This window comes from Thermococcus sp. 9N3, from assembly GCF_012027685.1.
GTDB classification, from domain to species: Archaea; Methanobacteriota_B; Thermococci; order Thermococcales; family Thermococcaceae; genus Thermococcus; species Thermococcus nautili.
The window spans coordinates 130845-150554 of the sequence record NZ_SNUV01000003.1; the positions used below are offsets into that span (position 1 = coordinate 130845).

The following is a 19710-nucleotide window of genomic DNA, read 5'->3' on the forward strand; positions in this document are numbered from 1 at the left end:
CCTGAGCTTTCCGTAGAGGACGAACAAGGTTATGCCAAAGTACAGCAACAGTTCAGGGCTCAACAATAAGTTTAGTTCCCTCAACCCCCACGACCCTGACCTTCTCTCCCTTTCCCGCTGTTCCGTGAAGGCATTTCGCGCGCCAGAGTTCACCGTCGAGCTTCACGAGGCCCTCGGGCGAGAGGTCCTCAACAACCATAGCGGTTCTGCCGACGAGCGTTTCTGGCCCCGTCTGGGGCCGTTTTTCGAGCCCGCCTCCGAGCACGTACGGAGCTATCAGAACGTCCTTGACGAGGAGGATTCCCAGAATCAGCCCCGTGACGGGGACCGGCACTTCTATTCCCAGGGCTGGAAGAACCGCGAGCAGAACTATGGCAACGATTATCTCATCCGCCATCAGCGCGATGAATTTAAGGATTCTTCCAATCATTCCCTCCCTTCTAGCCATCTCCACCCCTCGTTGACCTCGATTATCCCCCACCAGCGCCTCAGTTCCCGTCTGGCCGTTCTGTAGTCGGGATAAAATCTCCCCACGAGCCTCCAGAAAGCCTTGGAGTGGTCGAGGTAGCGCAGGTGGGCGAGCTCGTGGATTACGACGTACTCAATCAGCCTCTCGGGTAAGGCCACGAGGCGGAGGTTGAAGCTCAGGTTTCCCCTGCTCGAACAGCTCGCCCACTTCGTCCGCTGGTTTCTGATGTAGATTTTGCCGGGGGAAACGCCCATCAGGACGGAGTAGAGGGCGACGAGCGCTGTTACCCTGCCCCGCAGGAGCTCCTTCAGGGCCTTTCGCGCCCACTCGCGCTCGGTCGGGAGGATTAGCTTATCCTCACCGCGCTCAATTTCTCGAACGTTCCCCAGCTCGAGCCGGTAGAACTCGCCGAAGAACGGGAAGCCTCTCGCCGATTCCCTTCTAACTTCTTCAAGCTCCCTCAGCCTGTTGCTAAGCCACCTCTCGTGCTTTTTGATGAAGGCATTTACGTCGAAGCCCTTCGGCGCCGTCACGACGATTCTCCCGTCGGGCTTGATTTCGAGCCTCGCATAGCGGACGGGCCTGTGGCGAACCTCGACTTCCATGCGACCACCTTTTAAGGTGTAGTTCCTACCCGTGCTTATGAAAGTTGAGGTCATAAGGCGAAGGGCCAAATCCCTCTACACGCGCTCGCGGATTCCCGGCGTTTCTTGGAGCGTCAACCAGTACGTCGGCTGTTCCTTCGCCTGCCCCTACTGCTACGCCAAGAGCGTCGTTCGGGAGTTCAGAGAGAGGGGATGGGGGAGCTGGGTGATAGCCAAAATCAACGCGCCTGAACTTGCGAGGAAGCACGTGAAGGGAAAGGTCGTGATGTCAACCGTCAGCGACCCCTACCAGCCGGTCGAGGCCGGGCTGAAGCTCACCCGCTCGACGCTCCGGTTCATGGACAAAAGGAACGAGCTCTCAGTACTCACCAAATCACCGCTGGTAACGCGCGACGTCGAGATTTTCAAGCTCTTCCGTTCGATTGAGGTCGGCTTAACTCTCAACTCCTTTGAGGGCCGTGAAAAGGCCCTCCTCGAGCCCCGGACACCGGTTATGAAAGTCCGCTTCAACGCCCTCCAGCGGCTCCACGAGGAAGGAATAAGAACGTATGCCTTCGTCAGCCCGATAATTCCAGGCGTCACCGACGTTTCACGGATTGTTGAGAAAACGAAAGGTTTTGCTGATTACTACTTCTTCGAGGTTCTAAACCTCCGAAAGGCCGGAAACGAATTTCGGGAAACGCTCTGCTCCGAGTTTCCCGAAAGCTACAGCGTCCTAACCAGAGAGGAGCTCTTCAGGGCCTTCATCTCGGAGCTCCGCGACGAGGTTCGCTCGCTGCGGGTAAAAACGGAGGGCATAGAGACGCACTTCAGGGGCTGGGGTTTTGTGCGGGTTTAATCACCACACCGACGACAGGAGGGGCCCGCCGTAGGCGAGCCACAGGAGGAAAGCTGTCGCGAAGGGAACCGTGAACTCGTCGTAGGCCGAGCGGAGGGGAAGGCTCTCAAGGACACTCGCGACGAGGGCGACGCCGGCGATGAGGCTCCAGTTCGGGTCGAGCGAGAGGACCCTGTGGGCAGCCCAGAGGGCCAGAACTGAAACAATGAACATCGTTGCGCTTCCGATTAGGGTCTTCCGCGGGTTCCAGGGAATCCTCGGTCCGCCGAGGGCCTGTCCGGCAATGGCGTTGAAGCAGTCGCCGAAGGTCGAGACCCACAGGGCCGAGAGCGCCATGAGCTTTGGAAAGACCGTGCAGATAATCCCCATCGTCACCCAGAAGAGGAAGCTTCCGAGGAAGTTGTCACGCTCGTCTTCCCGCGCCATCGTTCGGTAACTGAGGTCCGCTACTGGAACGGTGAACTTCCATCCCCGGAGGAGCTTGAGGTGCTGGAGCGTGTAGAGGAAAGCCAGCGACCAGACAACGAGTAAAGTGCCCCATCTTGGCGTGAAGAGTATTATCGGCGCCCCGAGGATTCCTGGCGAAACGTGCCAGAGCTTCCTTACAAGCTCCCTTCTGCTCAAGCCCATTGATTGCACCCTAAAATCATCGGGATTGGAGTATTTATCGGTTTTTTCCCGCCGAGCGTTAACTATAAAAGGGAATAATCAAACCGACACACATGCGAGTAACGTTTGAGCGCGTAGTAGTCGTTGAAGGAAGTCCCGAAAAGCTCGAAAAGTTTCTTGGGGAGAACACATTCGTGTACTGGGTTAAAGGTACTAACAGGGAGATATGGGGCCTTGCGCCGGACTTTATCCGGGAGCGCTACGAGGGGCACTTTTATCTGGTGGACTTCGAGGGGGAGAGCTTCCTTCTCGCCTCCACAGTCCCTCTGAAGCTTCCCGTTCTCGGCAACCTCGTCGCCAGGTTTGAAGGAAAGAGAAAGGCCGTGGCGAGAAGGGTCGGGCTTCACCTTCTCGACCCGTTGAGGAAGTTCCTTTCACTTCAGCGGAGCAGTGACATAAACCTTGCGCGGGTGCTTTACCTGGTCTTTTTGTACCTCCTTCTCTTGTGGTTTCTTCCCTACCTTTTGCTGGCGGTTGTTCCGATAACCCTGCTGGAGTTCGTGCCCGGTGACGATCGGATTGTCCTGAGGGAAGGTTCCGGGATAAGGGTTCTCTCAAGGGGACGGCGCGCATTCCTAATGAGGGAGATTCTCATAGGGATGTGGTTCCTCGTGGTCGGTGTTGGGCTGACCCTCTACAGGGCATATGCGGGACAGGAAAACCCTGGAAAGGCCGTGTTTATGAGCGTTCTGCTCATAGGGGCCCTTGTGGAGGAATACCTCCGTCTCAAAGGGCGTCGCCCCGGTCTCCAACAACCGCTATGACCATCGAGTTCACGTTCGTCCCGGTTGGGCCGGTCTTGAGAAGCGCGCCGGCCCTTTCGAGGGCGTGATAACTGTCGTGATTCCTGAGGGCCTCCTCCACGTCAACACCAGCTTCCTCTAACTTCTTCAATGTCTCTCCGTCCACGATTCCCCCCGCCGTGTCTGTTGGCCCGTCCGTCCCGTCGGTGTCGAAGGCCGCAACGGTAACGTTGAGTCCAGCTATTTTCCGGGCGATGCTCAACGCGAACTCCTGATTGGGCCCGCCGAGGCCCTTCGCGTCCCTAACGGTCACCGTCCACTCGCCCCCGAAGACGAGGACGGCGGGCTTTTTAACGGGCCTGTCCCGCTTTGCTACTTCCTCTATTATCGAGCCGACCGCCAAAGCGACCTCCTTAGCTTCACCTTCGAGCGTAGTCGTCATCACCGCCGAGTTGAAGCCGAGCTCTTCAGCTTTCCTCGCCACGGCCTCACACGCCTTTGAGTTGCCCGCGATTATGAAGTTGTGGACGTTGTCGAGTTCCTTCGGCGTTTCCTCGATTTCCCCGCGCATGCCCCGCTCAATGACTCTTCTCACGCTCTCCGGGACTCTGTCCCAGATTCCGCGCCTCACGAGGACTTCGTAGGCGTCGCGGTAAGTTGTCGGGTCTGAGGAGGTTATTCCGGATGCTATTGAGCTGAGGTCGTCGCCAACGACGTCCGAGACGATTAGGCTTACCACGGTTCCCTTCACGGCCTTCGCAAGCCTTCCGCCCTTGACCCTTGACAGATGCTTTCTGACGGTGTTGATTTCCCTTATCGTCGCCCCGCTCCTGAGTAGGAGCTCGTTCGTCCTGATGAGGTCTTCGAGGCTTATCCCCTCAGCGGGATAAACGAAGAGCGCGCTCCCTCCTCCTGAGATGAGGGTTAGAAGGATGTCGTCTCTGCCAACCCTCTCCCCGAGCTCAAGGCCCAGCTTTCCGGCCAATAGGGAGTTCTCGTCCGGAATCGGGTGACCCGCCTCGATTATCCTCGCTTCAATTCCATCGCAGTCCATAGCGTAGCCGTGCTTCGTAACTATCAGCGCGTCTCCAACCAGCTCACGAGGTAGGGTCTCAAAGACCGCCCTCGCCATCCGGCAGGAGGCCTTTCCGATGGCGAGGACGTAAACCCTGCCCCTCACCCTGAACTCTTGATCTAAAACTGCGAGCCTTCCCCCTCTGTAGTGTAACGCCCCTTTGAGGGCTCCGTAGGGGTCACCGGCCCTTATGGCTTCCTGAATTAGTTCCTCAATCATCGGAGCTTCACCTTCACGGGTCTCTTCCTCTCGGAGGACTCGTATGCCGCGAGTATTACCGCAAGGTTGAGCTTTCCGGTTTCGCCGTCTATCGGGACGGGCTCATCGTTGAGGACGGCCCTCGCGAAGGACTCGACGATTCCCCTCACGTCCGGCCTGTCCCAGTAGATTTTCTCGGCCCTGTCCTGGTAGACGGTGAAGTCCGGGTAGGCGGTTCTCACGTCGAGGAAGCCCTCCCTGCCGACGAGGTAGTACTTCATCTCGATTCCGTAGGAGTAGCCCTTTGGATTGCCCCAGCCAGCGGTGAGGACGGCCAAGACGTCATCGAATTCGAGTATTGCCGTCCCTATGTCGTCGACTGGGAAGCCGTAGACCTTGCTCCCAATGTCCGCGTAGACCCTCTTCGGAGCCCTGCCGGTCAGCCAGATGAGGGAATCAACGCCGTGGGGGGCCGTGTCCATGAAGCCACCGCCGCCGGCCCTGCTCTTGTCAAGGAACCAGCTCATGTCCAGCCCCTGGATGAATATCGGGGGCTTCACGTTCTCGGAAATCGCGTGAACGTACTCGAGGGGTCCGATTTCTCCAGCATCAAGGAGCTCCTTGGCCTTCCGAAGGGGCTCAGTGAAGCGCGGGTTGAAGGGCAGCATGAGCTTTACCCCCGCCCTTCTCGCGGCCCTGATTACCTCGTCTGCCTCTCTGAGGCTCAGGGCTATCGGCTTTTCGAGGAGGACGTGCTTCCCCTCTTCCATGGCCCTTATCGCCATCTCCGCGTGCCTGAAGGATTCTGAGGCTATGTAGACGGCCTCGACCTCATCGTCCCTCAGCAGCTCCTCGTAGCTCCTGTAAAAGCGCGCTCCGTACTTTTTCGCCTCGGCCCGGGCGACGTCCGAGTTCGGGCCGTCCCCGGAGACGGCAACGAGCTCCGTGAACCTCCCGCCCGCTATGGCCGGGGCGTAGCGGAGGGCATGGGGATGGGCGTAGCTTATCACCCCAAACTTCAGTCTCATACCTCCACCACCTCCCCGGTTCTCGCGCTCTCCCTTGCTTTCTCTGCAATCCTGAGGGCAATCAGGGCGTCTTCTGCCGTTACAACTGCCTCTTCCTCACCGGCTATCACCCTGAAGAAGTGCTCCAGCTCGCGCTCGAACGCGTCGGGAAACGTCGAGAGGAGCGGGGAGAAGCGGGGCATCTCGAAGCTGGCCTTCGCGACCCCGACGACGGGGGTGTCGAGGGGTGTGTACCTTATCCTCCCGTTCCTTCCAATCACGTCCACGTGGTGGTAGAAGACGCCGTAGCGCGAGGGATACGGGTAGGCCCAGCTGACCTCGCCTATGCCCGTCTTCCCTCCCTCAAATTCAATCATCATGACGAAGTGGTCAAAGGTGCCGTTCCTCCTCGCCTCCTCCTTTATCGCCTTCCCGACCGCGTAAACCCTCACCGGTTCCGCATCAAGGAACCAGCGCAGGAAGTCCGTCACGTGGACGCCGAGGTCGAGCGCGACCCCTCCGCTCTTCCGCTCGTCCCAGTACCAGTAGTCCGCTGGAAACGGGAGGTTCTGAACCTCCACCTTCCTGACGTGGGTCGGCAGGATGTTGCGCTTCCTTATGACATCCTTCATGCTCATCCAGCGCTTGTCAAAGCGCCTGACGTGGCCCACGAGCAGATGAAGGCCCCTTTTCATGGCCTCCCCAATCATTCGCTCGCCTTCCTCAACCGTGAGCGCTATCGGCTTCTCGACAATCACGTGCCTGCCGGCCTTCAGGGCCTTAACTGCCAGTTCGGCGTGCGTGTGGGTCGGCGTGAGAATCTCGACGACATCTACCTCGCCTATCAGCTCGTCGAGGCCCTCAAAGGCTCTGGCGTTGAGGGCCCTCGCTCCTTCCTCAGCCCTCCCCCTCACGAGGTCGAAACAGCCAACGACGTCAATGAGCCCCTCGCGTTGGAGAACCTTCAGCGCGTCCCTGTGGGCGAGGTTGAATATGTTGCCGCACCCCACCACGCCGACCCTCAGCAAGGTCATCACCTTTATTAACTCGGCGCGAAAGCTATTTAACCCTTGCCCGAATAATTTTCAAGGGGGTCGCGATGAGGGTCGTCGTCGGAATCCCGAGCTACAACAACGCCGGGACGATAGGTTTTGTGGTGAGACAGGCCGCGGAGGGCCTTGCGAGGTACTTCGGCGGGGGCATCATCGTAAACGCGGACGGCGGGAGCACCGACGGGACCCGGGAGGTGGTCATGGGCACGGAGGTTCCGGAGGGTGTGGAGGTTCACAGCTTCACCTACCGCTGGCCGATTTCGGGCAAGGGGAGCGCTGTGAAGGAGCTGATGGAGTTTGCCCTGGGAAGGGACGCTGACGTTTTGGTCCTTGTTGACAGCGACCTGAGGAGCATAACGCCGGAGTGGATTCGCCTCCTGGCTGAACCCGTTGGGAGGGGCTACGACTTCGTCGCGCCGCTCTACCTGAGGCACAAGTGGGACGGGACTATAACCAACGGCATAGCCTACCCGATGACCGTTTCCCTCTACGGCAGGGACGTCAGGCAGCCCATCGGCGGCGACTTCGGGCTCGGGAGGAAGCTGATGGAGCTCTGCCTCTCCGAAGACGTCTGGAACACCCACGTTGCGCGCTTTGGGATAGACATATTCCTGACAACTACGGCGATAGCGAACGGGCTGAGAATCGTTCAGGCCCCCCTCGGAGTCAAGGTTCACGACCCCAAGGACCCCGCACAGTCGCTCGGCCCGATGTTCAACCAGGTCGTCGGGACTCTCTTCATGCTGATGGGGAGGTACGAGGACGTTTGGATGAACGTCAGGAAAATCGAGCCCGTTCCGGTTTTTGGCGACTTCAGAGGTGGCGAGCCTGAGCCTGTCAACGTCACCCTTGAGCTCCTTGAGAGAAAGGCGAGAGAGCTCTTCTCACAATACGAGAGGGTTCTCAAAAGGGTCCTGAGGCCGGGAACATTTGAGGCCGTGAAAGGGGCTTTGAGGGACTTCGACGACAGGCTCTGGAGCCACGTTCTCTACGAGGGCGCCGCTGCCTACAGGAAGGGGATTATGGGCGAAGCCGAGCCGCTGATACCGCTTTACTTCGCCAAGACTGCGGACTTCGTGAGGAGGACGCTGGACGCGAGCACGGAAGAAGCCGAGAAGCTCGTAAGGGAGCGCGCAAAGGTCTTCATGGAGGAGAAGGACTACCTCCTTGAGCTGTGGAAAAATGGAGAGGCCTAATCACGCCTCAATCCAGCATCGCCAGAATCTTGTCGACCTCGTTCGAGACCTCGACGTCGAAGAGGTGTATCGTGGGCAGGAGCCACCAGAGGCGGTAGTTGTGGGTCTCCTCTTCCTCGCCGTAGTACTGGAAGACGAACCTTCCGAAGCCGGTCAGGTCGCGGTGGACGTCCCTGACCTCCCTCAGAACCCTCCTCACCTTCGGCGGGTACTCCTCGAAGGGCAATGGGAGGCTCTTCACAAAAACCCTGTCCTTGAAGAAGTCCGTGGTCAGGCCGACGCTCCCGACGTGCTTCTCGAGCTGGTTGAACTTCTTGGCCGTCCAGAAGCGGTGCAGGATTAGCCTTGGGTCCTCCTTGGCGAGCGGGTAGTTGGCTTCCTCCGTATCGAGCCAGAACTCCAGGTAGGGCTGACCTCGCTCTATGACGATTCTCGCAAGCAACCTCGCGTTCTTCGGTATCTCCCTCTGGGTTTCGCTGATGTGGTACTCCCTGCCGTCCTGCGTGTAGGTCTCGCCCTCCTCGTGGGTTCCAGTCCTTGAGACGAAGTAGGCCTCCTTTCCGTCTATGGTTCCGAGGTGCAGGTCGTAGCCCCACGCCTTCAGGTCCTTGAACTTGAACCTCCTCTCGGCCGGAACGACTCCGGTGTTCTCGACTATGTAGTAGCCCTCGAGCATTTTCTTCACCTCAAGTAAATAAAAGAGTTGGGGCTTTTAAGCTTTTTCCTCGATTATGAGCTCGACCGTGACAATGGTTTCGGGGTTCCTGAGGAGCTCGACGAGCTCCCGCTTTATGTCCTTCGCGGACTTATCCGCCCTTATCGCGAGGGTTCTGGCGTCTATGTAATCGCTCTTCCTTATCACCATCGAAACCGGGCTTTCGAGCTTCAGCTCCGGACTCCCGTATGCGGTGAGTTCATCGGAAAGGTTTCCGGCGCGTATGACCACGCGGAGCCTCGCGCCCCTCCTCAGGGCACTCTTGAACTCCTCGCTCAGGTCGCTCAAAGCCTTGTCGGCAGAAACGCAGATTATGCAGTCTCCCCGGGGCGTTAGAAAGTCCTCGGTCGTTATCTCGAGCGTCGAGCGGTGAGTTGCTCTTACGTTCTCGTGTCCCCTGCAGTGGATTACCTCCCTCAGCATGGGTTGAGCTTTTCGTGGCACTATAAAACCCTTGGGTTTCCGGCGGTGTGGGAAAACTTTTAAAAGATGCCCTTGATTTGAGATACGGCCACAGGGTCAGGTTAGAGGTGATGGAAATGGGGAACATAAAGCAGACCTTCATCAAGAGGACCGCTCGCGAGCTCTTTGACAGGTATCCGGACAAGTTCACCAGGGACTTCGAGCACAACAAGAAGATGGTTCAGGAGCTCACCAACGTCACGAGCAAGACCATCAGAAACAGGATTGCCGGTTACATAACCAGGCTCGTCAGGATGAAGGAAGAGGGCAAGATACTTTAACGGCCCTCTTTATTCTCTATCCGCTTCCTAAAAGTCGTTCAGGTCTTCCACTATCTTCCTCGGAAGCCTCGGACCGAACTCGCGCATGAGCCTCTCGAATTCCCTCTCGTTCTCCTGGGCAATCCTCCTGAGAAGGTTCTCTATGTAGGTCTCTATGAGCAGTCTGACCTCTTCGAGCTCCTGCTTGGTTCTCATGACCTCGTCAACGCGCCTCTCTATCTCGCCGAGGAACTGGAGGAGCTCCCCTATTTTCGTCTCAACGGGCTCGGTTGATTTTATAAGCTGTCTCGCCTGGGCGTATTCAGCGGTTTGCCTCGGCTTCTTCGGTTCGTACATCTCGGTGCCGAACGTGTAGGGGGTAAGCAGTACCTCAAGCCTGAATCCGCGCTTTATGGTGTAGTACTTCCTCGGCCTTCCGCGGGGTATCTTCTCGGTTCGGCCCTCTATGAGTCCGGCCTTTTCGAGGATTCTCAGGTGCTCAAGGACGGCTTTCTGTCCGACTCCGAGTTCCTGACTCAGCTCGCTGACGAAGTACGGTCTCTTGGTGAGAAGGATGAGAATCCTTCGCCTGGTTTCGTTTCCGAGTATGTCGAGCAGTTTTCCCATCTCGCCCGATTCCATGTTCTCACCCCCTTTCCCTAACCTGAAGTTAGAAAATGGCCTTTAAACCTTTTTCGGTTTAAAAGCTGAATTTAAAAACCCACCTTCACCTATGTAAACCCAGGTGGTTGAGATGTTCGAGGCCAAGCTAGTTTGTACCCACTGCGGTGCCGAATACCCGCTCGCTTCCGGGCTCTACAAATGCCCAAAGTGCGGCGCCCCGCTGGACGTTACCTACCACTACGACATAGCGAACCTAATCGAGGACGACGACCCCTGGTTCAGAGAAAGTCCGCACGTGTGGAAGTACTGGATGTTCCTTCCGGTTTCGAACCTCAAGAGAATCGTCACGCTCAACGAGGGCGGAACGAGGCTTTACAGGCTCAAACGCCTTGAGGAGAAGCTAGGTTTTGGAAAGCTCTACGTGAAGTACGAGGGCGAGAACCCAACGGGAGCCTTCAAGGACAGGGGTTCGAGCGTCGAGATAACCAAGGCCCTGGAATTCCACGCGAGGAAGGTTATAGTGGCCTCAACCGGCAACATGGCGGCGAGCGTTTCAGCCTACGGCGCCAAAGCCGGGCTTGAGGTTACCATCGTCGTCCCGGAGGGAACTCCTGGGGAGAAGCTCACTCAGGCGAGGATGTACGGGGCAAAGGTCGAGGTCTTCGGAAAGACCTACGACGAAGCTTTGGCGGAGGCCGAGAGGAAGGCGATGGAGGAGGATTACTACCTGACGGGCAACTACCACTACCGCGTCGAGGGACAGAAGACGACGGGCTTCGAAATCCTTGACCAGCTTCGCTACAACGTCCCTGACTGGATTATCGTTCCCATTGGAGCGGGAACCCACCTCCGCGCCATCTGGAAGGGAGTTAAGGAGTTCTACAAAGTCGGCCTCGTTGAGGACCTGCCGAGGATTGCCGGGGCCCAGATAGAGGGCTACGACGCGATAGTGAGGGCCTGGAAGACGGGCAAGCCGATTGAGAAGGTCCAGAAGAAGGTTCCGACGATAGCGAGTGCCATAGCGGTCAAGAAGCCGGTCGACGGCGAGAACGTGATAAGGGCCGTGAGGGAAAGCGACGGCCACCTCGACACGGTTACCAACAGGGAGACGGCGGAGGCGGGCATGCTCCTCGGAAGGGAGGGAATCTTCGTCGAGCCGTCCTCTGCAACGGCCCTCGCACTCGCCAAGAAAATGCGCGAGGAGGGAGTAATAGACAAAGACGAGACCGTGGTTGTAGTTGCGACCGGACACGGCCTCAAGGACGTGAAGACGTGGGAGAAAGTCCTCTCAGGGGACTTCGTGGTGTAGCCTGCACCTCGCCTCGTAGCTTTCCTTTCCTCCCACCATTATTACCGGTGAGTCCCGTGGGGCCGGCTTTCCGTCTATCAGCCTCTGACTTCTCGTCGCCGGCCTTCCGCAGACCGTGCAAACGGCGGTAAGGTAAACTATGTTGTCTGCTCTGACGAGGAGTTCTTTCATGACTGGAAACGGTTCCGCCTTGAAGTCGAGATTCAGACCGCTAGCTATGACGTAAACGCCATCGTCGGCGAGTTCGTTGAGCGCATCGACTATACCCATCGGGAAGAACTGAACCTCATCAATCCCGATTACATCAAAGCCCTCCTTTCTCGTCAGCTCGACTATTCTCTCAACTCCCTCCTCGCTAGTGGGGACGACGTAGGCCCTATACCTGAGACCGTTGTGGGCAACCACGTCGCTTCGCGAATAGCGGTCGTCTATGCTCGGCTTGAAGAGGGCGACCTTCCGCTTGGCGTAGGCCTGCCTCTCGATTCTCTTTATCAGCTCGCTCGTCTTTCCGGCGAACATCGGGCCGGTTATGACCTCAAGGAATCCCTCCGGATGCATGGAACCACCGGGGCAACTAAGGGGAGGTGCGTTAAATCACCTTTGGAGAAAAGTTTGAACGGAAGACGAAAAGAAAAGCTGAAGCCGGACAGGTCATCAGACCGGCGTGACGTGTCCCCACTTTTCGAGGGCTCTGGCGAGCTCCTTGTGGGTCTTGGCGTACTCGTCGAGCGGGATTCCCTGCATTATGGCGTCGATGGCCTGTCTCACCGCCCTCGCTCCGGCTCCCGGTCCGTCTGGGTGGCCTAGGGTTCCACCGCCGAGCTGTAGGACTATGTCCTTTCCGAGGGCATCTATGACCGGCTCGATGTTGCCCGGGTGGAGACCACCTGAGCTGGTCGGGAAGGCTGCCTTCATGCCGTAGAACTTCTGCTCGAGGTGGAAGACGTCGTTCTCGTCGGGGGTGTAGGTTTCCTCCCTGAGAATCCTCGCGTTCTGGATGACGTCCCATTTTCCGCCCTCGAGCTTTCCGGCGCCGGCGGTTCCAACGTGGAGCTGGTCAATTCCTATGAGCCTGTAGAGCTTGGCCAGGACGAACATCGAGATGCCGTGGTACTTGTCCCTCGTGAAGGCCGCGTGCATCGCCCTGTGGCCGTGAATGGCCAATCCGTAGTCGGCCGCCAAGTCGCGGATGTACTCAAGTGCTCCCCAGCCGGTTATGACGACGTCAACCATCGCGTGCTTGAGCCCGAGGTCTGCCAGAATCTCAAGGCGCCTCTCCATTTCGCGGATGTCTGCGGTAATGTTGGCGAACCAGGTCTTCTTCTCGCCGGTCTCGTTCTCGACTTTGTCAATAATCCTAGCCATTATCTCGGCCCTCTCGTCGAAGCGGTTGTACCAGGGGCTCGTGAGGTTCTCGTCGTCCTTCATGTAGTCTGCACCGTTGGAGAGGAGCTCGTAGGCAAGCTTTTCAAACTCCTCCGGCGAGTAGCCTACCTTGGGCTTGGGGACGACGCCGTAGAGCGGTCTGTCGTATATCTCGAGCATTTTTCTGACGCCCTCGATACCGAAGGCCGGTCCGTTGAAGTTCCTGAGGACTATCTCTGGAATGTAGAGGTCCTCGAGGCGAAGGCCCTTAACGCGCTTCATTCCGAAGACGTTGCCCGCTATGCTCGCGAGAAGGCCCGGTAAATTCCACTCCTCGAAGGCGTGGAACGGGTAGGCAATCCTAACAATCCAGCTTCCGTCTCCCATGTCTATGAAGTCGTAGGCTTTAGCTGAAAGGTCGGCCCAGCGCTCCTGCTCGTACCAGGGGTAAAGGGTCGTCCAGGTTCCGGTCGAGCTCTCAGCGGCGACTGCACCTGCGGCCGCCTCAATGGTGTACCCCTCGGCGGGGGTAACGCGGAACACGGCTATGATGTCCCTCTTCTTGTTCGGCTCGTAGTCCTTGTCCACGTAGTAGTCGTATATCTTGTCGAACTTCTCAACCATCTGCAACACCTCCTCGGTAAACACTCTATTGCATTCCTGACTATAAAAACCCTACTGGCAAATTTTGAGGACTGATGGACGCCTTTTTACATAAGTGAAGACTTTTTTGAAGGATTTTCGGGCGGCTTTCGGGTTTGCGGGGCAATCTCCTACCTTCTCTCAATCTTCCCGGCTGGGTTGCCATTCTCGTGTAAAATAGTGATGGGCCCGACGGACTCGGAATTCTCGACGATTAACTGAAATCGCGCCGATAGGCCCACCCAGAGGGCTCCTTTTCCGAAAGGTTTATATATGCCTTCACTCCTAGAATAGAACGCAGAAACCTGCAAATAAAAGATAGGAGGTGTTGTGAATGGCCGAGCTTCCAATTGCCCCGGTTGACAGGCTTATAAGGAAGGCCGGTGCCGCCCGCGTCAGCGAGGAGGCCGCCAAGGTCCTCGCCGAGCACCTTGAGGAGAAGGCCCTCGAGATTGCCAAGAAGGCCGTCGCCCTCGCCCAGCACGCCGGCAGGAAGACCGTCAAGGCCGAGGACATCAAGCTTGCCATCAAGAGCTGATGTCCTTTTCCCGTTCTCTTTTCCGTTTACCAAAGCTTAACCCTTCTAACGGTTGGCTCTTCTCCAGGCTTCAGAACCGCGAAGCCGGCCTCATCCCACCGTGGAAACGTCGGCGAACCCGGGTTCAGGAGGTAGACCCTTCTTCCGTAGACGCTGAAGGAGTCAAAGTAGAAGCGGTGGGTGTGGCCGAAGACGAGCAGGTCAACCTCCATGTCGAGGGCCTTCAGGCTTAAAAACTGCGCGTTTAGACTTAGAAGCTGATGCCCGTGAATCACGCCTATTCTCATTCCTTCGACTTCAACGGTTTCCTCCTCTGGAAGACTGAGGTGGTCAACGTTTCCCCGGACCGCTATCACGGGCGCTATCTCCTCAAGGGTCTCAAGAACCTCCGATGACGTTACATCGCCGGCGTGGAGAATGAGCTCTGGATTAATCTCCTCAAGCTTCTCCAAAAGGGGAATTGGGAGGGCCTTTGCCTTGTCCCCCACGTGGGTATCGCTTAAAACCGCTATCATCGTCACATCGGCACGTTTATACCGAGCTTTTCTACGAGCTCCTTGTACCTGTTCCTGACGGTCACCTCGGTGACGTGAGCGACCTCGGCGACCTCGCGCTGGGTCTTCTTCTCGCCCTCAAGGAGCGAGGCAACGTAGAGCGCTGCCGCGGCTAATCCCGTTGGGCCCTTTCCGCTGGTTATGCCACGCTTTATGGCCTCGCGGAGGATTTCCTTCGCCCTCTCCTTGGTCCTTGAGCTGACGCCGAGGGCGTCTCCAAAGCGGTCAACGTACTCTATCGGGCTCGTCGGGCGGAGGTTCAGGTTGAGACCCCTTGCAAGGAAGCGGTAGCTCCTCCCGATTTCCTTCTTTGTAACCTTGGAAACCGCCGCAATCTCGTCAAGGGTCCTTGGAATGCCCTCCATTCTGCATGCAGCATAGAGCGCGGCGGAAACCATGCCCTCTATCGACCTTCCCCGGATTAGCTTCTTCATGACGGCTTTCCTGTATAGAGAAGCCGCTACCTCCTTAACGCGCCTCGGGAGGCGCATCTGCGCCGCCATCCTGTCGAGCTCGCTCAGCGCGAAGGCGAGGTTTCTTTCCGCGGCGTCGTTTATGCGCATTCTGCGCTGCCACATGCGGAGCCTTCTCATCTTGCTCCTGTACATTCCCGTTATCTGGTTGCCGTGTATGTCCTTGTCGCGCCAGTCTATATCGGTCGAGAGGCCCTTGTCGTGTATCATCAGCGTCATCGGCGCGCCGGTTCTCGCGCGCTTGGCCCTCTGGTCCGGGTCGAAGGCCCTCCATTCCGGCCCCTCATCGACAACGTTCTCCTCGATGACGTAGCCGCAGACCTTGCAGACTATCTCGCCCCTCCTGGGGTCGTATATAAACTCGGTTGACCCGCACACGGGACAAACCCTTTTCGGAGTAATCGCTCTCACCCCCTTCTCCTGGGGGCGGGGCGAGAACGCTTGGGCTTCTTAGAACCCTTAGAGCCTCTGACTTTAGCCTTCTTACCCGGCTTTTTATCCTTCCTCCTCTTGTCCACGTACAGAAGAGCACCGACGTATCTCTCGGGGTCCTTAACACGGGGTTTAACGGCAACATAGGGGTAATCAACGGGACCAAAAACATCCTTAACAATGCCTACCGGCCTCAAATCCTTGTCAACGACGGGCTCGTTGAGCGATGGAACCCAGTTAGTTCTGACTATGAGGAAGCCCTGCTTTGCGTAGTGAGAAACCTTTCCTAAGCGCTTCATAGCCCCACCCCAAAACGACATCTCCTTTTAAACTTTTCGCTTTTTCCCCTTAAAAGCCTTTCGGTAATTTAGGAAAGGTTTTTAATGTCCACTCACAAAGAGTATGAGATTGGGACTGGTGAAAATGAAGTGCCTCGTCGTCGGCCACGTCGTCAGGGATGTAATAAGGCGCGGTTCGAAAATCGAAGAGAGACTCGGCGGCGGAGCCTACTACTCTGCCCTGGCACTTTCGCGCTTCTGCGATGTTGAGATTCTCACGAGCTTTTCTCAGCTCCCGGAGGAGTGGATTGACGAGCTCCGCTCCCTGGGCAAACTGACAGTCCTGCCCTCCGATGAAACAACGTCCTACGAGCTGACTTACCTTGACTCCAACAGGCGGGAGCTAAGGCTGATTTCGCGCGCCTCCCCCATTACTGAATTCCCGGCCCAGAAGTACGACGCGATAATCCTCAACCCCGTTGCCAACGAGATTCCAGAGGACATCGTGAGGGAAGCATTAAACCGGGCAGGGCTCGTCTCGGCCGACCTTCAGGGGTTCATACGCTCCCCTGAGAAGGGCCCAGTGAGGCTCATCGAGCGCGACGGGTCGTTCCTTCGCGGAGTCGGCATCCTGCACGCCGACGTCGCGGAGTTTCCCCACGTAAACATTGACCCAGGCTCTGTTGGGGTTCTCCTCCTCTCGGACGGTCCTAACCCTGGAAAGGCTTACCTCCACGGAAGGCCATACCGCTTCGTTCCGCTGAAAGTTGACGTCGGCGAATCAACGGGCGCGGGAGACGTCTTTCTCGGAGCTTTCACCGGTTTTTACCTGGAGTGTCCCTTCATCCAGTCCCTAAAGCGGGCTGTCGCCTTCACGGCGCTGTTCCTCCGGTATCGCTCCGTGGATTTCAGCCTCAACGAGGTGAGCGAGCTCGCAAGGGGTGTAACCGTTGAGGCTTTAAGTGATTAAACATAACTCCAACAGACCGATGATGAAACGTCAGCACGCTGAACGCTGATGAGAAGGGACTTCCCTGAGGTGAAAAAGATGGACCGTTACGTTCTGCTCGTTAAAGCCCCGAAGGGGGCTGATATAAGCGAATTCCGGGAGGAAGTTAAAGCCCTCGCAGAAAAACACGGTTTCAAGGCCGAGCTCCACCGGTGCATTGGTTTGACAGTTGATGGCGTCATACTCTATCGGGGCGGTGTCGTTCTCATAAAGCGGAAGCACGAACCCTTCAAGGACTTCTACGCCCTTCCCGGCGGTTTCGTCGAGTACGGCGAGACCGTTGAAGAGGCCCTGAAGAGGGAGATGAAGGAAGAGACCGGCCTGGACGTCAGAATACTCAGACTGGTGGGCGTTTACTCTGACCCGGGCAGAGACCCGAGGGGACACACCGTTTCGGTTGCCTTTCTCTGCATCGGCGAAGGGGAACTTAAAGCCGGCGACGATGCGAAGGAAGTCGAGGTTGTTCCGATTGATGAGGTTGAGAAGCTTCCGCTGGCCTTTGACCACGCGAAGATTTTGAGGGACGCACTGCACCCAAAGGACTGCTGGTGAGTGCCATGAAGCTCGAATACCCCTCCTTCGGGAGGATAGTGGTTGACGGAAGAACCTACGAGCACGACATCGTGGTTTACCCGAGCGGAAGGGTTGAAAAGAGAAAGAAGTGGCTGAGCAAAAACAAACACGGAACGAGCCACAAACTTGACCCCGACGAGCTCAGGGAGTACCTTACTGAGGACTTCGAGGTTCTAATCGTCGGCACCGGCTACTACGGTTACCTCTCGCTACTCCCCGAGAGCAAGGAGCTGGTGAAGGACAAGGAAGTCTATGAGCTCCCCACCGGGAAAGCGGTGGAGCTATTCAACGAGCTCAACGAAAAGAAAAGAGTCCTTGGAATCTTCCACGTCACCTGCTGAGGTACCAGAGCAACAGCGCATCGACGAGGAGCACGAAGGGGAGCGAGAGGAACCACTCAACGTACCACAGCCCCGCTGTAGCTCCAATTATCAGCCCGTTTGCGAACAGGGCGAGGAGCATCTTTTTCCACGTTGTCTGGGGTAGTGCCACCTCCCTGATTCCCCAGTAAAAGATTGTCAGCGTCGTTCCCGCCGTTGAAACCGGCAGGAGGAGCGCGAGGGGAAGGACCTTCAGTGAGCCTGGGTTCCTGAGCGAGAGCCCCAGAACCGCCAGCAGGCCCGCAGTTACCGGAACGGCGGTCATCGTCACGAGCTTGCCCCTCAGAAACGTCCTGAGGCTCAGCGGGAGCGAGTGAAGGACTTCAAATGCCCTGCCGTCTATCTTCAAAACGGCGTCTATCGCTATCGCTGAAGTCCAACCAATCGCCAAAACGAAGCCAAGCACCGCGTTCTCGCTTCCCGACTTCAACGCACCGGCGAGGGATGGGATGATGACCACGACGGGCATCAGCAGGCCCGTTAGGAGGGACGTGTTCCTCGTTGCTATCTTGAAGTCCTTGAGCGCCAGCGCCAAGGCCGGGCTGTGGAGCGAGAGCCTCGCCTTACCGCCTCTCCTCTCGGTTGCCGTTCCCTCGCTTATCCTCCGCCAGAGCCTTCTAACCGTTGAAACGTAGACCGCTCCAATCACGAGGCCGTAAACGGCCAGAAGGCCGAGCGAGAGGAGGGGTTTCTCGACGGTCGCTACCGAGAAGGGATATGCCATGGAATACTTCTCGAAAACGCCCTTAAGCGTTTCGTAGTGGCTTGCAACGTAGCGCTGGAGGTAGTTCAGGCCGTAGAAAAGCGACATCACGAGGAGTATTCCAAATGCCTTGAAGGCCGTTTTGAGGCCGGAGAACTTCCCGCCGGAGGCCTTTCCAAAGCGGTCGTAGATGAGCAGACCGAGGGTGTGGCCGAGCATGGCGCCCATTAACGCCCAAGCGAAGCCGAGGACTCCAGCAACGGGCCCGAGCTTGAGGGATAAGGCCACCGCTGGGGGGAGGAGGAAGAGAACCGACGGGAGCTGTGTAATCAAAAGCATTACGCTGAGGTACTTCCCGCCGACGCGAACCGGGAGCGAGAGTAGAGGCTCAAAGAGGCCGAGCGAAATCGCGTACTGGGCCGTAACGGCCGTTCCGTAGAGGGCCATTATCAGCGGGAGCAGGCAGTAGCTCGCGTAGATTACCGCCGAGCCTGAGGGGTCTTTGACGTAGTAGACGCCCGGAAAGAGCATGAGGCCGAAGATTCCGAAGAGGATTGACTGGCTCAGCAACGCCTTTTTAAGGCTCCCGCTCCGCTTGAAGGCCTTGATGAACTTGTTCCAGTCCGTCGAGAGCTGGGGATTTGCCTTCAGCCGTTTATAGGTCATCTCCCGGTAGAGGACGTTTACTATCTCCCACTCCATCAGAAGGCCTCCCTTAGGGCCCTGACGAGGGAGCTTACCTCCTCCTGGCTCTCGGTCAGCTTGAGGAAGACGTCCTCAAGGCTCTCCTCGTGGGCGAAGCGCTTGAGTTCCTCGGGAGTTCCCTCGGCTATCAGCTCGCCGTTGTAGATTATGCCAATCCTGTCGCACAACGCCTCAGCAACGGCGAGTATGTGTGTCGAAAAGACGATGCTCTTTCCCTCCTCCTTGAAGCCGTTGAGGAGCTCCTTCATTATGCGCGCGCTCTTGGGGTCGAGGCCGTTGATGGCCTCGTCGAGGATTAGGGCCTTTGGGTCGTGGAGCAAACCGGCTATTATCGAAACCTTCTGCTGGGTTCCGAAGCTGAGCGTTCCTATCAGCTCGCCGAGGTATTCCTCGATTCCGAAGGCCTTGACAAGCCTTTCAACGCGCTCCTCAAGCTCCCCCTTTGGAATTCCCCTTATGCTCCCCACGAAGGAGAAGAACTCCATCGGGGTCAGGCTCTCGTAGAGAACCGGCGTCTCTGGTATGTAGCCGGTTATTTTCTTCACCTCAATCGGGTTCTCGGCGACGTTTATCCCCTCGACCAGGACTTTTCCTTCGCTCGGGGGAATAATCCCGGCCAGAATCCTCATCGTGGTGCTCTTACCGCTCCCGTTTGGGCCCAAGAGGCCGTAGATTTCGCCGTCGCGGACGGTGAAGGAGATTCCCTTGAGCGCAACCTTCCCGCCGAAGCGCTTGACGAGGTTCTCAACCTCTATCACACCACCACCCGGGGTAAATTCTGCACTTCCTTTAATAACTTTTCTGTGTGAAGAGACATTCATGAAAAGCCCTAAATA

25 protein-coding genes are annotated in these 19710 nt (G+C 57.4%); 9 read left to right on the plus strand and 16 right to left on the minus strand.

Going from position 1 to position 19710, the window contains the following annotated elements:
- Positions 1-52 precede the first annotated feature (52 nt).
- Both E3E30_RS10360 and E3E30_RS10365 read right to left on the minus strand, forming a co-directional pair.
- A complete protein-coding gene (locus E3E30_RS10360; protein WP_167729500.1) occupies positions 53-448 on the minus strand; it encodes an NfeD family protein in 396 nt (131 codons plus the stop codon).
- The gene (locus E3E30_RS10365) at positions 427-1074 is read right to left on the minus strand and encodes a SprT family zinc-dependent metalloprotease (RefSeq protein WP_167729501.1); all 648 of its coding nucleotides are present in this window, start codon (positions 1072-1074) and stop codon (positions 427-429) included. Before E3E30_RS10365 ends, E3E30_RS10360 begins: the two co-directional genes overlap by 22 nt.
- A gap of 37 nt (positions 1075-1111) precedes the next feature.
- Between E3E30_RS10365 and E3E30_RS10370 the strand changes: the two genes are divergently transcribed.
- A complete protein-coding gene (locus tag E3E30_RS10370) occupies positions 1112-1912 on the plus strand; it encodes a radical SAM protein (protein ID WP_206205158.1) in 801 nt (266 codons plus the stop codon).
- On the opposite strand, the gene E3E30_RS10375 is transcribed toward E3E30_RS10370, so the two are convergent.
- Entirely contained in the window at positions 1913-2542 is a 630-nt protein-coding gene (locus tag E3E30_RS10375; protein ID WP_167729503.1) for a phosphatidate cytidylyltransferase, read from the minus strand.
- 92 nt (positions 2543-2634) lie between these two features.
- Here E3E30_RS10375 and E3E30_RS10380 point away from each other — a divergent pair, with 92 nt between their 5' ends.
- On the plus strand, positions 2635-3345 hold the full coding sequence (locus E3E30_RS10380) for a hypothetical protein (protein ID WP_167729504.1): 711 nt from the start codon (positions 2635-2637) through the stop codon (positions 3343-3345).
- On the opposite strand, the gene E3E30_RS10385 is transcribed toward E3E30_RS10380, so the two are convergent.
- From E3E30_RS10385 to E3E30_RS10395, 3 genes are read right to left on the minus strand one after another with little or no spacing between them, the layout of a single operon-like run.
- Positions 3308-4618 (minus strand): glycerate kinase, encoded by a 1311-nt coding sequence (locus E3E30_RS10385; protein ID WP_167729505.1) that lies wholly within the window; start codon positions 4616-4618, stop codon positions 3308-3310. The two genes, E3E30_RS10380 and E3E30_RS10385, sit on opposite strands and share 38 nt — an antisense overlap.
- Positions 4615-5625, minus strand: coding sequence for a Gfo/Idh/MocA family oxidoreductase (locus E3E30_RS10390; RefSeq protein ID WP_167729506.1), 1011 nt, complete (start codon positions 5623-5625; stop codon positions 4615-4617). The genes E3E30_RS10385 and E3E30_RS10390 overlap by 4 nt, the downstream gene beginning before the upstream one ends.
- The gene (locus tag E3E30_RS10395; RefSeq protein WP_167729507.1) at positions 5622-6638 is read right to left on the minus strand and encodes a Gfo/Idh/MocA family oxidoreductase; all 1017 of its coding nucleotides are present in this window, start codon (positions 6636-6638) and stop codon (positions 5622-5624) included. The genes E3E30_RS10390 and E3E30_RS10395 overlap by 4 nt, the downstream gene beginning before the upstream one ends.
- Before the next feature lie 65 nt (positions 6639-6703).
- Here E3E30_RS10395 and E3E30_RS10400 point away from each other — a divergent pair, with 65 nt between their 5' ends.
- A complete protein-coding gene (locus tag E3E30_RS10400; RefSeq protein ID WP_167729508.1) occupies positions 6704-7852 on the plus strand; it encodes a glycosyltransferase in 1149 nt (382 codons plus the stop codon).
- A gap of 7 nt (positions 7853-7859) precedes the next feature.
- On the opposite strand, the gene E3E30_RS10405 is transcribed toward E3E30_RS10400, so the two are convergent.
- The gene (locus E3E30_RS10405) at positions 7860-8528 is read right to left on the minus strand and encodes a TIGR00703 family protein (RefSeq protein ID WP_167729568.1); all 669 of its coding nucleotides are present in this window, start codon (positions 8526-8528) and stop codon (positions 7860-7862) included.
- Between the two features lie 36 nt (positions 8529-8564).
- Positions 8565-8990, minus strand: a complete 426-nt coding sequence (locus tag E3E30_RS10410) for a DUF371 domain-containing protein (RefSeq protein ID WP_167729509.1) — start codon at positions 8988-8990, stop codon at positions 8565-8567.
- 116 nt (positions 8991-9106) lie between these two features.
- Between E3E30_RS10410 and E3E30_RS10415 the strand changes: the two genes are divergently transcribed.
- Positions 9107-9310, plus strand: coding sequence for a 30S ribosomal protein S17e (locus E3E30_RS10415; protein WP_042691737.1), 204 nt, complete (start codon positions 9107-9109; stop codon positions 9308-9310).
- 27 nt (positions 9311-9337) lie between these two features.
- Here E3E30_RS10415 and E3E30_RS10420 read toward each other — a convergent pair whose 3' ends face one another.
- Positions 9338-9931 carry an ArsR family transcriptional regulator gene (locus E3E30_RS10420; protein ID WP_167729510.1) on the minus strand — a complete coding sequence of 198 codons (594 nt, stop codon included), beginning with the start codon at positions 9929-9931 and terminating at the stop codon, positions 9338-9340.
- Positions 9932-10043: 112 nt separating this feature from the next.
- Here E3E30_RS10420 and thrC point away from each other — a divergent pair, with 112 nt between their 5' ends.
- Complete coding sequence (gene thrC / locus E3E30_RS10425; protein ID WP_167729569.1) at positions 10044-11222, plus strand: threonine synthase; 1179 nt, start codon at positions 10044-10046, stop codon at positions 11220-11222.
- Here the strand turns inward: thrC and E3E30_RS10430 are convergent.
- Positions 11202-11780 carry a thymidine kinase gene (locus tag E3E30_RS10430; protein ID WP_167729511.1) on the minus strand — a complete coding sequence of 193 codons (579 nt, stop codon included), beginning with the start codon at positions 11778-11780 and terminating at the stop codon, positions 11202-11204. The genes thrC and E3E30_RS10430 overlap by 21 nt on opposite strands.
- Positions 11781-11876: 96 nt before the next feature.
- Positions 11877-13211: a type III ribulose-bisphosphate carboxylase gene (gene rbcL / locus E3E30_RS10435; protein ID WP_167729512.1), complete on the minus strand. Its 1335-nt coding sequence runs from the start codon at positions 13209-13211 to the stop codon at positions 11877-11879.
- 352 nt (positions 13212-13563) lie between these two features.
- Between rbcL and hpkB the strand changes: the two genes are divergently transcribed.
- Complete coding sequence (gene hpkB / locus E3E30_RS10440) at positions 13564-13767, plus strand: archaeal histone HpkB (RefSeq protein WP_011251239.1); 204 nt, start codon at positions 13564-13566, stop codon at positions 13765-13767.
- Positions 13768-13793: 26 nt separating this feature from the next.
- On the opposite strand, the gene E3E30_RS10445 is transcribed toward hpkB, so the two are convergent.
- From E3E30_RS10445 to E3E30_RS10455, 3 genes are read right to left on the minus strand one after another with little or no spacing between them, the layout of a single operon-like run.
- Complete coding sequence (locus tag E3E30_RS10445) at positions 13794-14282, minus strand: metallophosphoesterase (protein WP_167729570.1); 489 nt, start codon at positions 14280-14282, stop codon at positions 13794-13796.
- Positions 14283-14284: 2 nt separating this feature from the next.
- The gene (locus E3E30_RS10450; RefSeq protein ID WP_042693272.1) at positions 14285-15196 is read right to left on the minus strand and encodes a transcription initiation factor IIB; all 912 of its coding nucleotides are present in this window, start codon (positions 15194-15196) and stop codon (positions 14285-14287) included.
- A gap of 5 nt (positions 15197-15201) precedes the next feature.
- Positions 15202-15525 carry a Gar1/Naf1 family protein gene (locus tag E3E30_RS10455; protein WP_042691722.1) on the minus strand — a complete coding sequence of 108 codons (324 nt, stop codon included), beginning with the start codon at positions 15523-15525 and terminating at the stop codon, positions 15202-15204.
- A gap of 118 nt (positions 15526-15643) precedes the next feature.
- Between E3E30_RS10455 and E3E30_RS10460 the strand changes: the two genes are divergently transcribed.
- The 3 genes from E3E30_RS10460 (at position 15644) to E3E30_RS10470 (ending at position 17427) form a co-directional block, all read left to right on the plus strand.
- Complete coding sequence (locus E3E30_RS10460) at positions 15644-16474, plus strand: carbohydrate kinase (protein WP_346765919.1); 831 nt, start codon at positions 15644-15646, stop codon at positions 16472-16474.
- A 78-nt stretch (positions 16475-16552) separates the two neighbouring features.
- Positions 16553-17065, plus strand: a complete 513-nt coding sequence (locus E3E30_RS10465; RefSeq protein WP_167729513.1) for an NUDIX hydrolase — start codon at positions 16553-16555, stop codon at positions 17063-17065.
- A 5-nt stretch (positions 17066-17070) separates the two neighbouring features.
- Positions 17071-17427, plus strand: coding sequence for an Mth938-like domain-containing protein (locus tag E3E30_RS10470; RefSeq protein ID WP_167729572.1), 357 nt, complete (start codon positions 17071-17073; stop codon positions 17425-17427).
- On the opposite strand, the gene E3E30_RS10475 is transcribed toward E3E30_RS10470, so the two are convergent.
- Positions 17417-18871: a hypothetical protein gene (locus tag E3E30_RS10475; protein WP_167729514.1), complete on the minus strand. Its 1455-nt coding sequence runs from the start codon at positions 18869-18871 to the stop codon at positions 17417-17419. The two genes, E3E30_RS10470 and E3E30_RS10475, sit on opposite strands and share 11 nt — an antisense overlap.
- On the minus strand, positions 18871-19632 hold the full coding sequence (locus E3E30_RS10480) for an ABC transporter ATP-binding protein (protein ID WP_099212168.1): 762 nt from the start codon (positions 19630-19632) through the stop codon (positions 18871-18873). Before E3E30_RS10480 ends, E3E30_RS10475 begins: the two co-directional genes overlap by 1 nt.
- Positions 19633-19710: the final 78 nt, after the last annotated feature.

What these genes read in the sequence shown, in the direction of transcription:
- E3E30_RS10360 (WP_167729500.1), bottom strand. Translation starts at nt 448, where the DNA reads ATGGCTAGAAGGGAGGGAATGATTGGAAGAATCCTTAAATTCATCGCG.
- E3E30_RS10365 (WP_167729501.1), bottom strand. Translation starts at nt 1,074, where the DNA reads ATGGAAGTCGAGGTTCGCCACAGGCCCGTCCGCTATGCGAGGCTCGAA.
- E3E30_RS10370 (WP_206205158.1), top strand. Translation starts at nt 1,112, where the DNA reads ATGAAAGTTGAGGTCATAAGGCGAAGGGCCAAATCCCTCTACACGCGC.
- E3E30_RS10375 (WP_167729503.1), bottom strand. Translation starts at nt 2,542, where the DNA reads ATGGGCTTGAGCAGAAGGGAGCTTGTAAGGAAGCTCTGGCACGTTTCG.
- E3E30_RS10380 (WP_167729504.1), top strand. Translation starts at nt 2,635, where the DNA reads ATGCGAGTAACGTTTGAGCGCGTAGTAGTCGTTGAAGGAAGTCCCGAA.
- E3E30_RS10385 (WP_167729505.1), bottom strand. Translation starts at nt 4,618, where the DNA reads ATGATTGAGGAACTAATTCAGGAAGCCATAAGGGCCGGTGACCCCTAC.
- E3E30_RS10390 (WP_167729506.1), bottom strand. Translation starts at nt 5,625, where the DNA reads ATGAGACTGAAGTTTGGGGTGATAAGCTACGCCCATCCCCATGCCCTC.
- E3E30_RS10395 (WP_167729507.1), bottom strand. Translation starts at nt 6,638, where the DNA reads ATGACCTTGCTGAGGGTCGGCGTGGTGGGGTGCGGCAACATATTCAAC.
- E3E30_RS10400 (WP_167729508.1), top strand. Translation starts at nt 6,704, where the DNA reads ATGAGGGTCGTCGTCGGAATCCCGAGCTACAACAACGCCGGGACGATA.
- E3E30_RS10405 (WP_167729568.1), bottom strand. Translation starts at nt 8,528, where the DNA reads ATGCTCGAGGGCTACTACATAGTCGAGAACACCGGAGTCGTTCCGGCC.
- E3E30_RS10410 (WP_167729509.1), bottom strand. Translation starts at nt 8,990, where the DNA reads ATGCTGAGGGAGGTAATCCACTGCAGGGGACACGAGAACGTAAGAGCA.
- E3E30_RS10415 (WP_042691737.1), top strand. Translation starts at nt 9,107, where the DNA reads ATGGGGAACATAAAGCAGACCTTCATCAAGAGGACCGCTCGCGAGCTC.
- E3E30_RS10420 (WP_167729510.1), bottom strand. Translation starts at nt 9,931, where the DNA reads ATGGAATCGGGCGAGATGGGAAAACTGCTCGACATACTCGGAAACGAA.
- thrC (WP_167729569.1), top strand. Translation starts at nt 10,044, where the DNA reads ATGTTCGAGGCCAAGCTAGTTTGTACCCACTGCGGTGCCGAATACCCG.
- E3E30_RS10430 (WP_167729511.1), bottom strand. Translation starts at nt 11,780, where the DNA reads ATGCATCCGGAGGGATTCCTTGAGGTCATAACCGGCCCGATGTTCGCC.
- rbcL (WP_167729512.1), bottom strand. Translation starts at nt 13,211, where the DNA reads ATGGTTGAGAAGTTCGACAAGATATACGACTACTACGTGGACAAGGAC.
- hpkB (WP_011251239.1), top strand. Translation starts at nt 13,564, where the DNA reads ATGGCCGAGCTTCCAATTGCCCCGGTTGACAGGCTTATAAGGAAGGCC.
- E3E30_RS10445 (WP_167729570.1), bottom strand. Translation starts at nt 14,282, where the DNA reads ATGATAGCGGTTTTAAGCGATACCCACGTGGGGGACAAGGCAAAGGCC.
- E3E30_RS10455 (WP_042691722.1), bottom strand. Translation starts at nt 15,525, where the DNA reads ATGAAGCGCTTAGGAAAGGTTTCTCACTACGCAAAGCAGGGCTTCCTC.
- E3E30_RS10465 (WP_167729513.1), top strand. Translation starts at nt 16,553, where the DNA reads ATGGACCGTTACGTTCTGCTCGTTAAAGCCCCGAAGGGGGCTGATATA.
- E3E30_RS10470 (WP_167729572.1), top strand. Translation starts at nt 17,071, where the DNA reads ATGAAGCTCGAATACCCCTCCTTCGGGAGGATAGTGGTTGACGGAAGA.
- E3E30_RS10475 (WP_167729514.1), bottom strand. Translation starts at nt 18,871, where the DNA reads ATGGAGTGGGAGATAGTAAACGTCCTCTACCGGGAGATGACCTATAAA.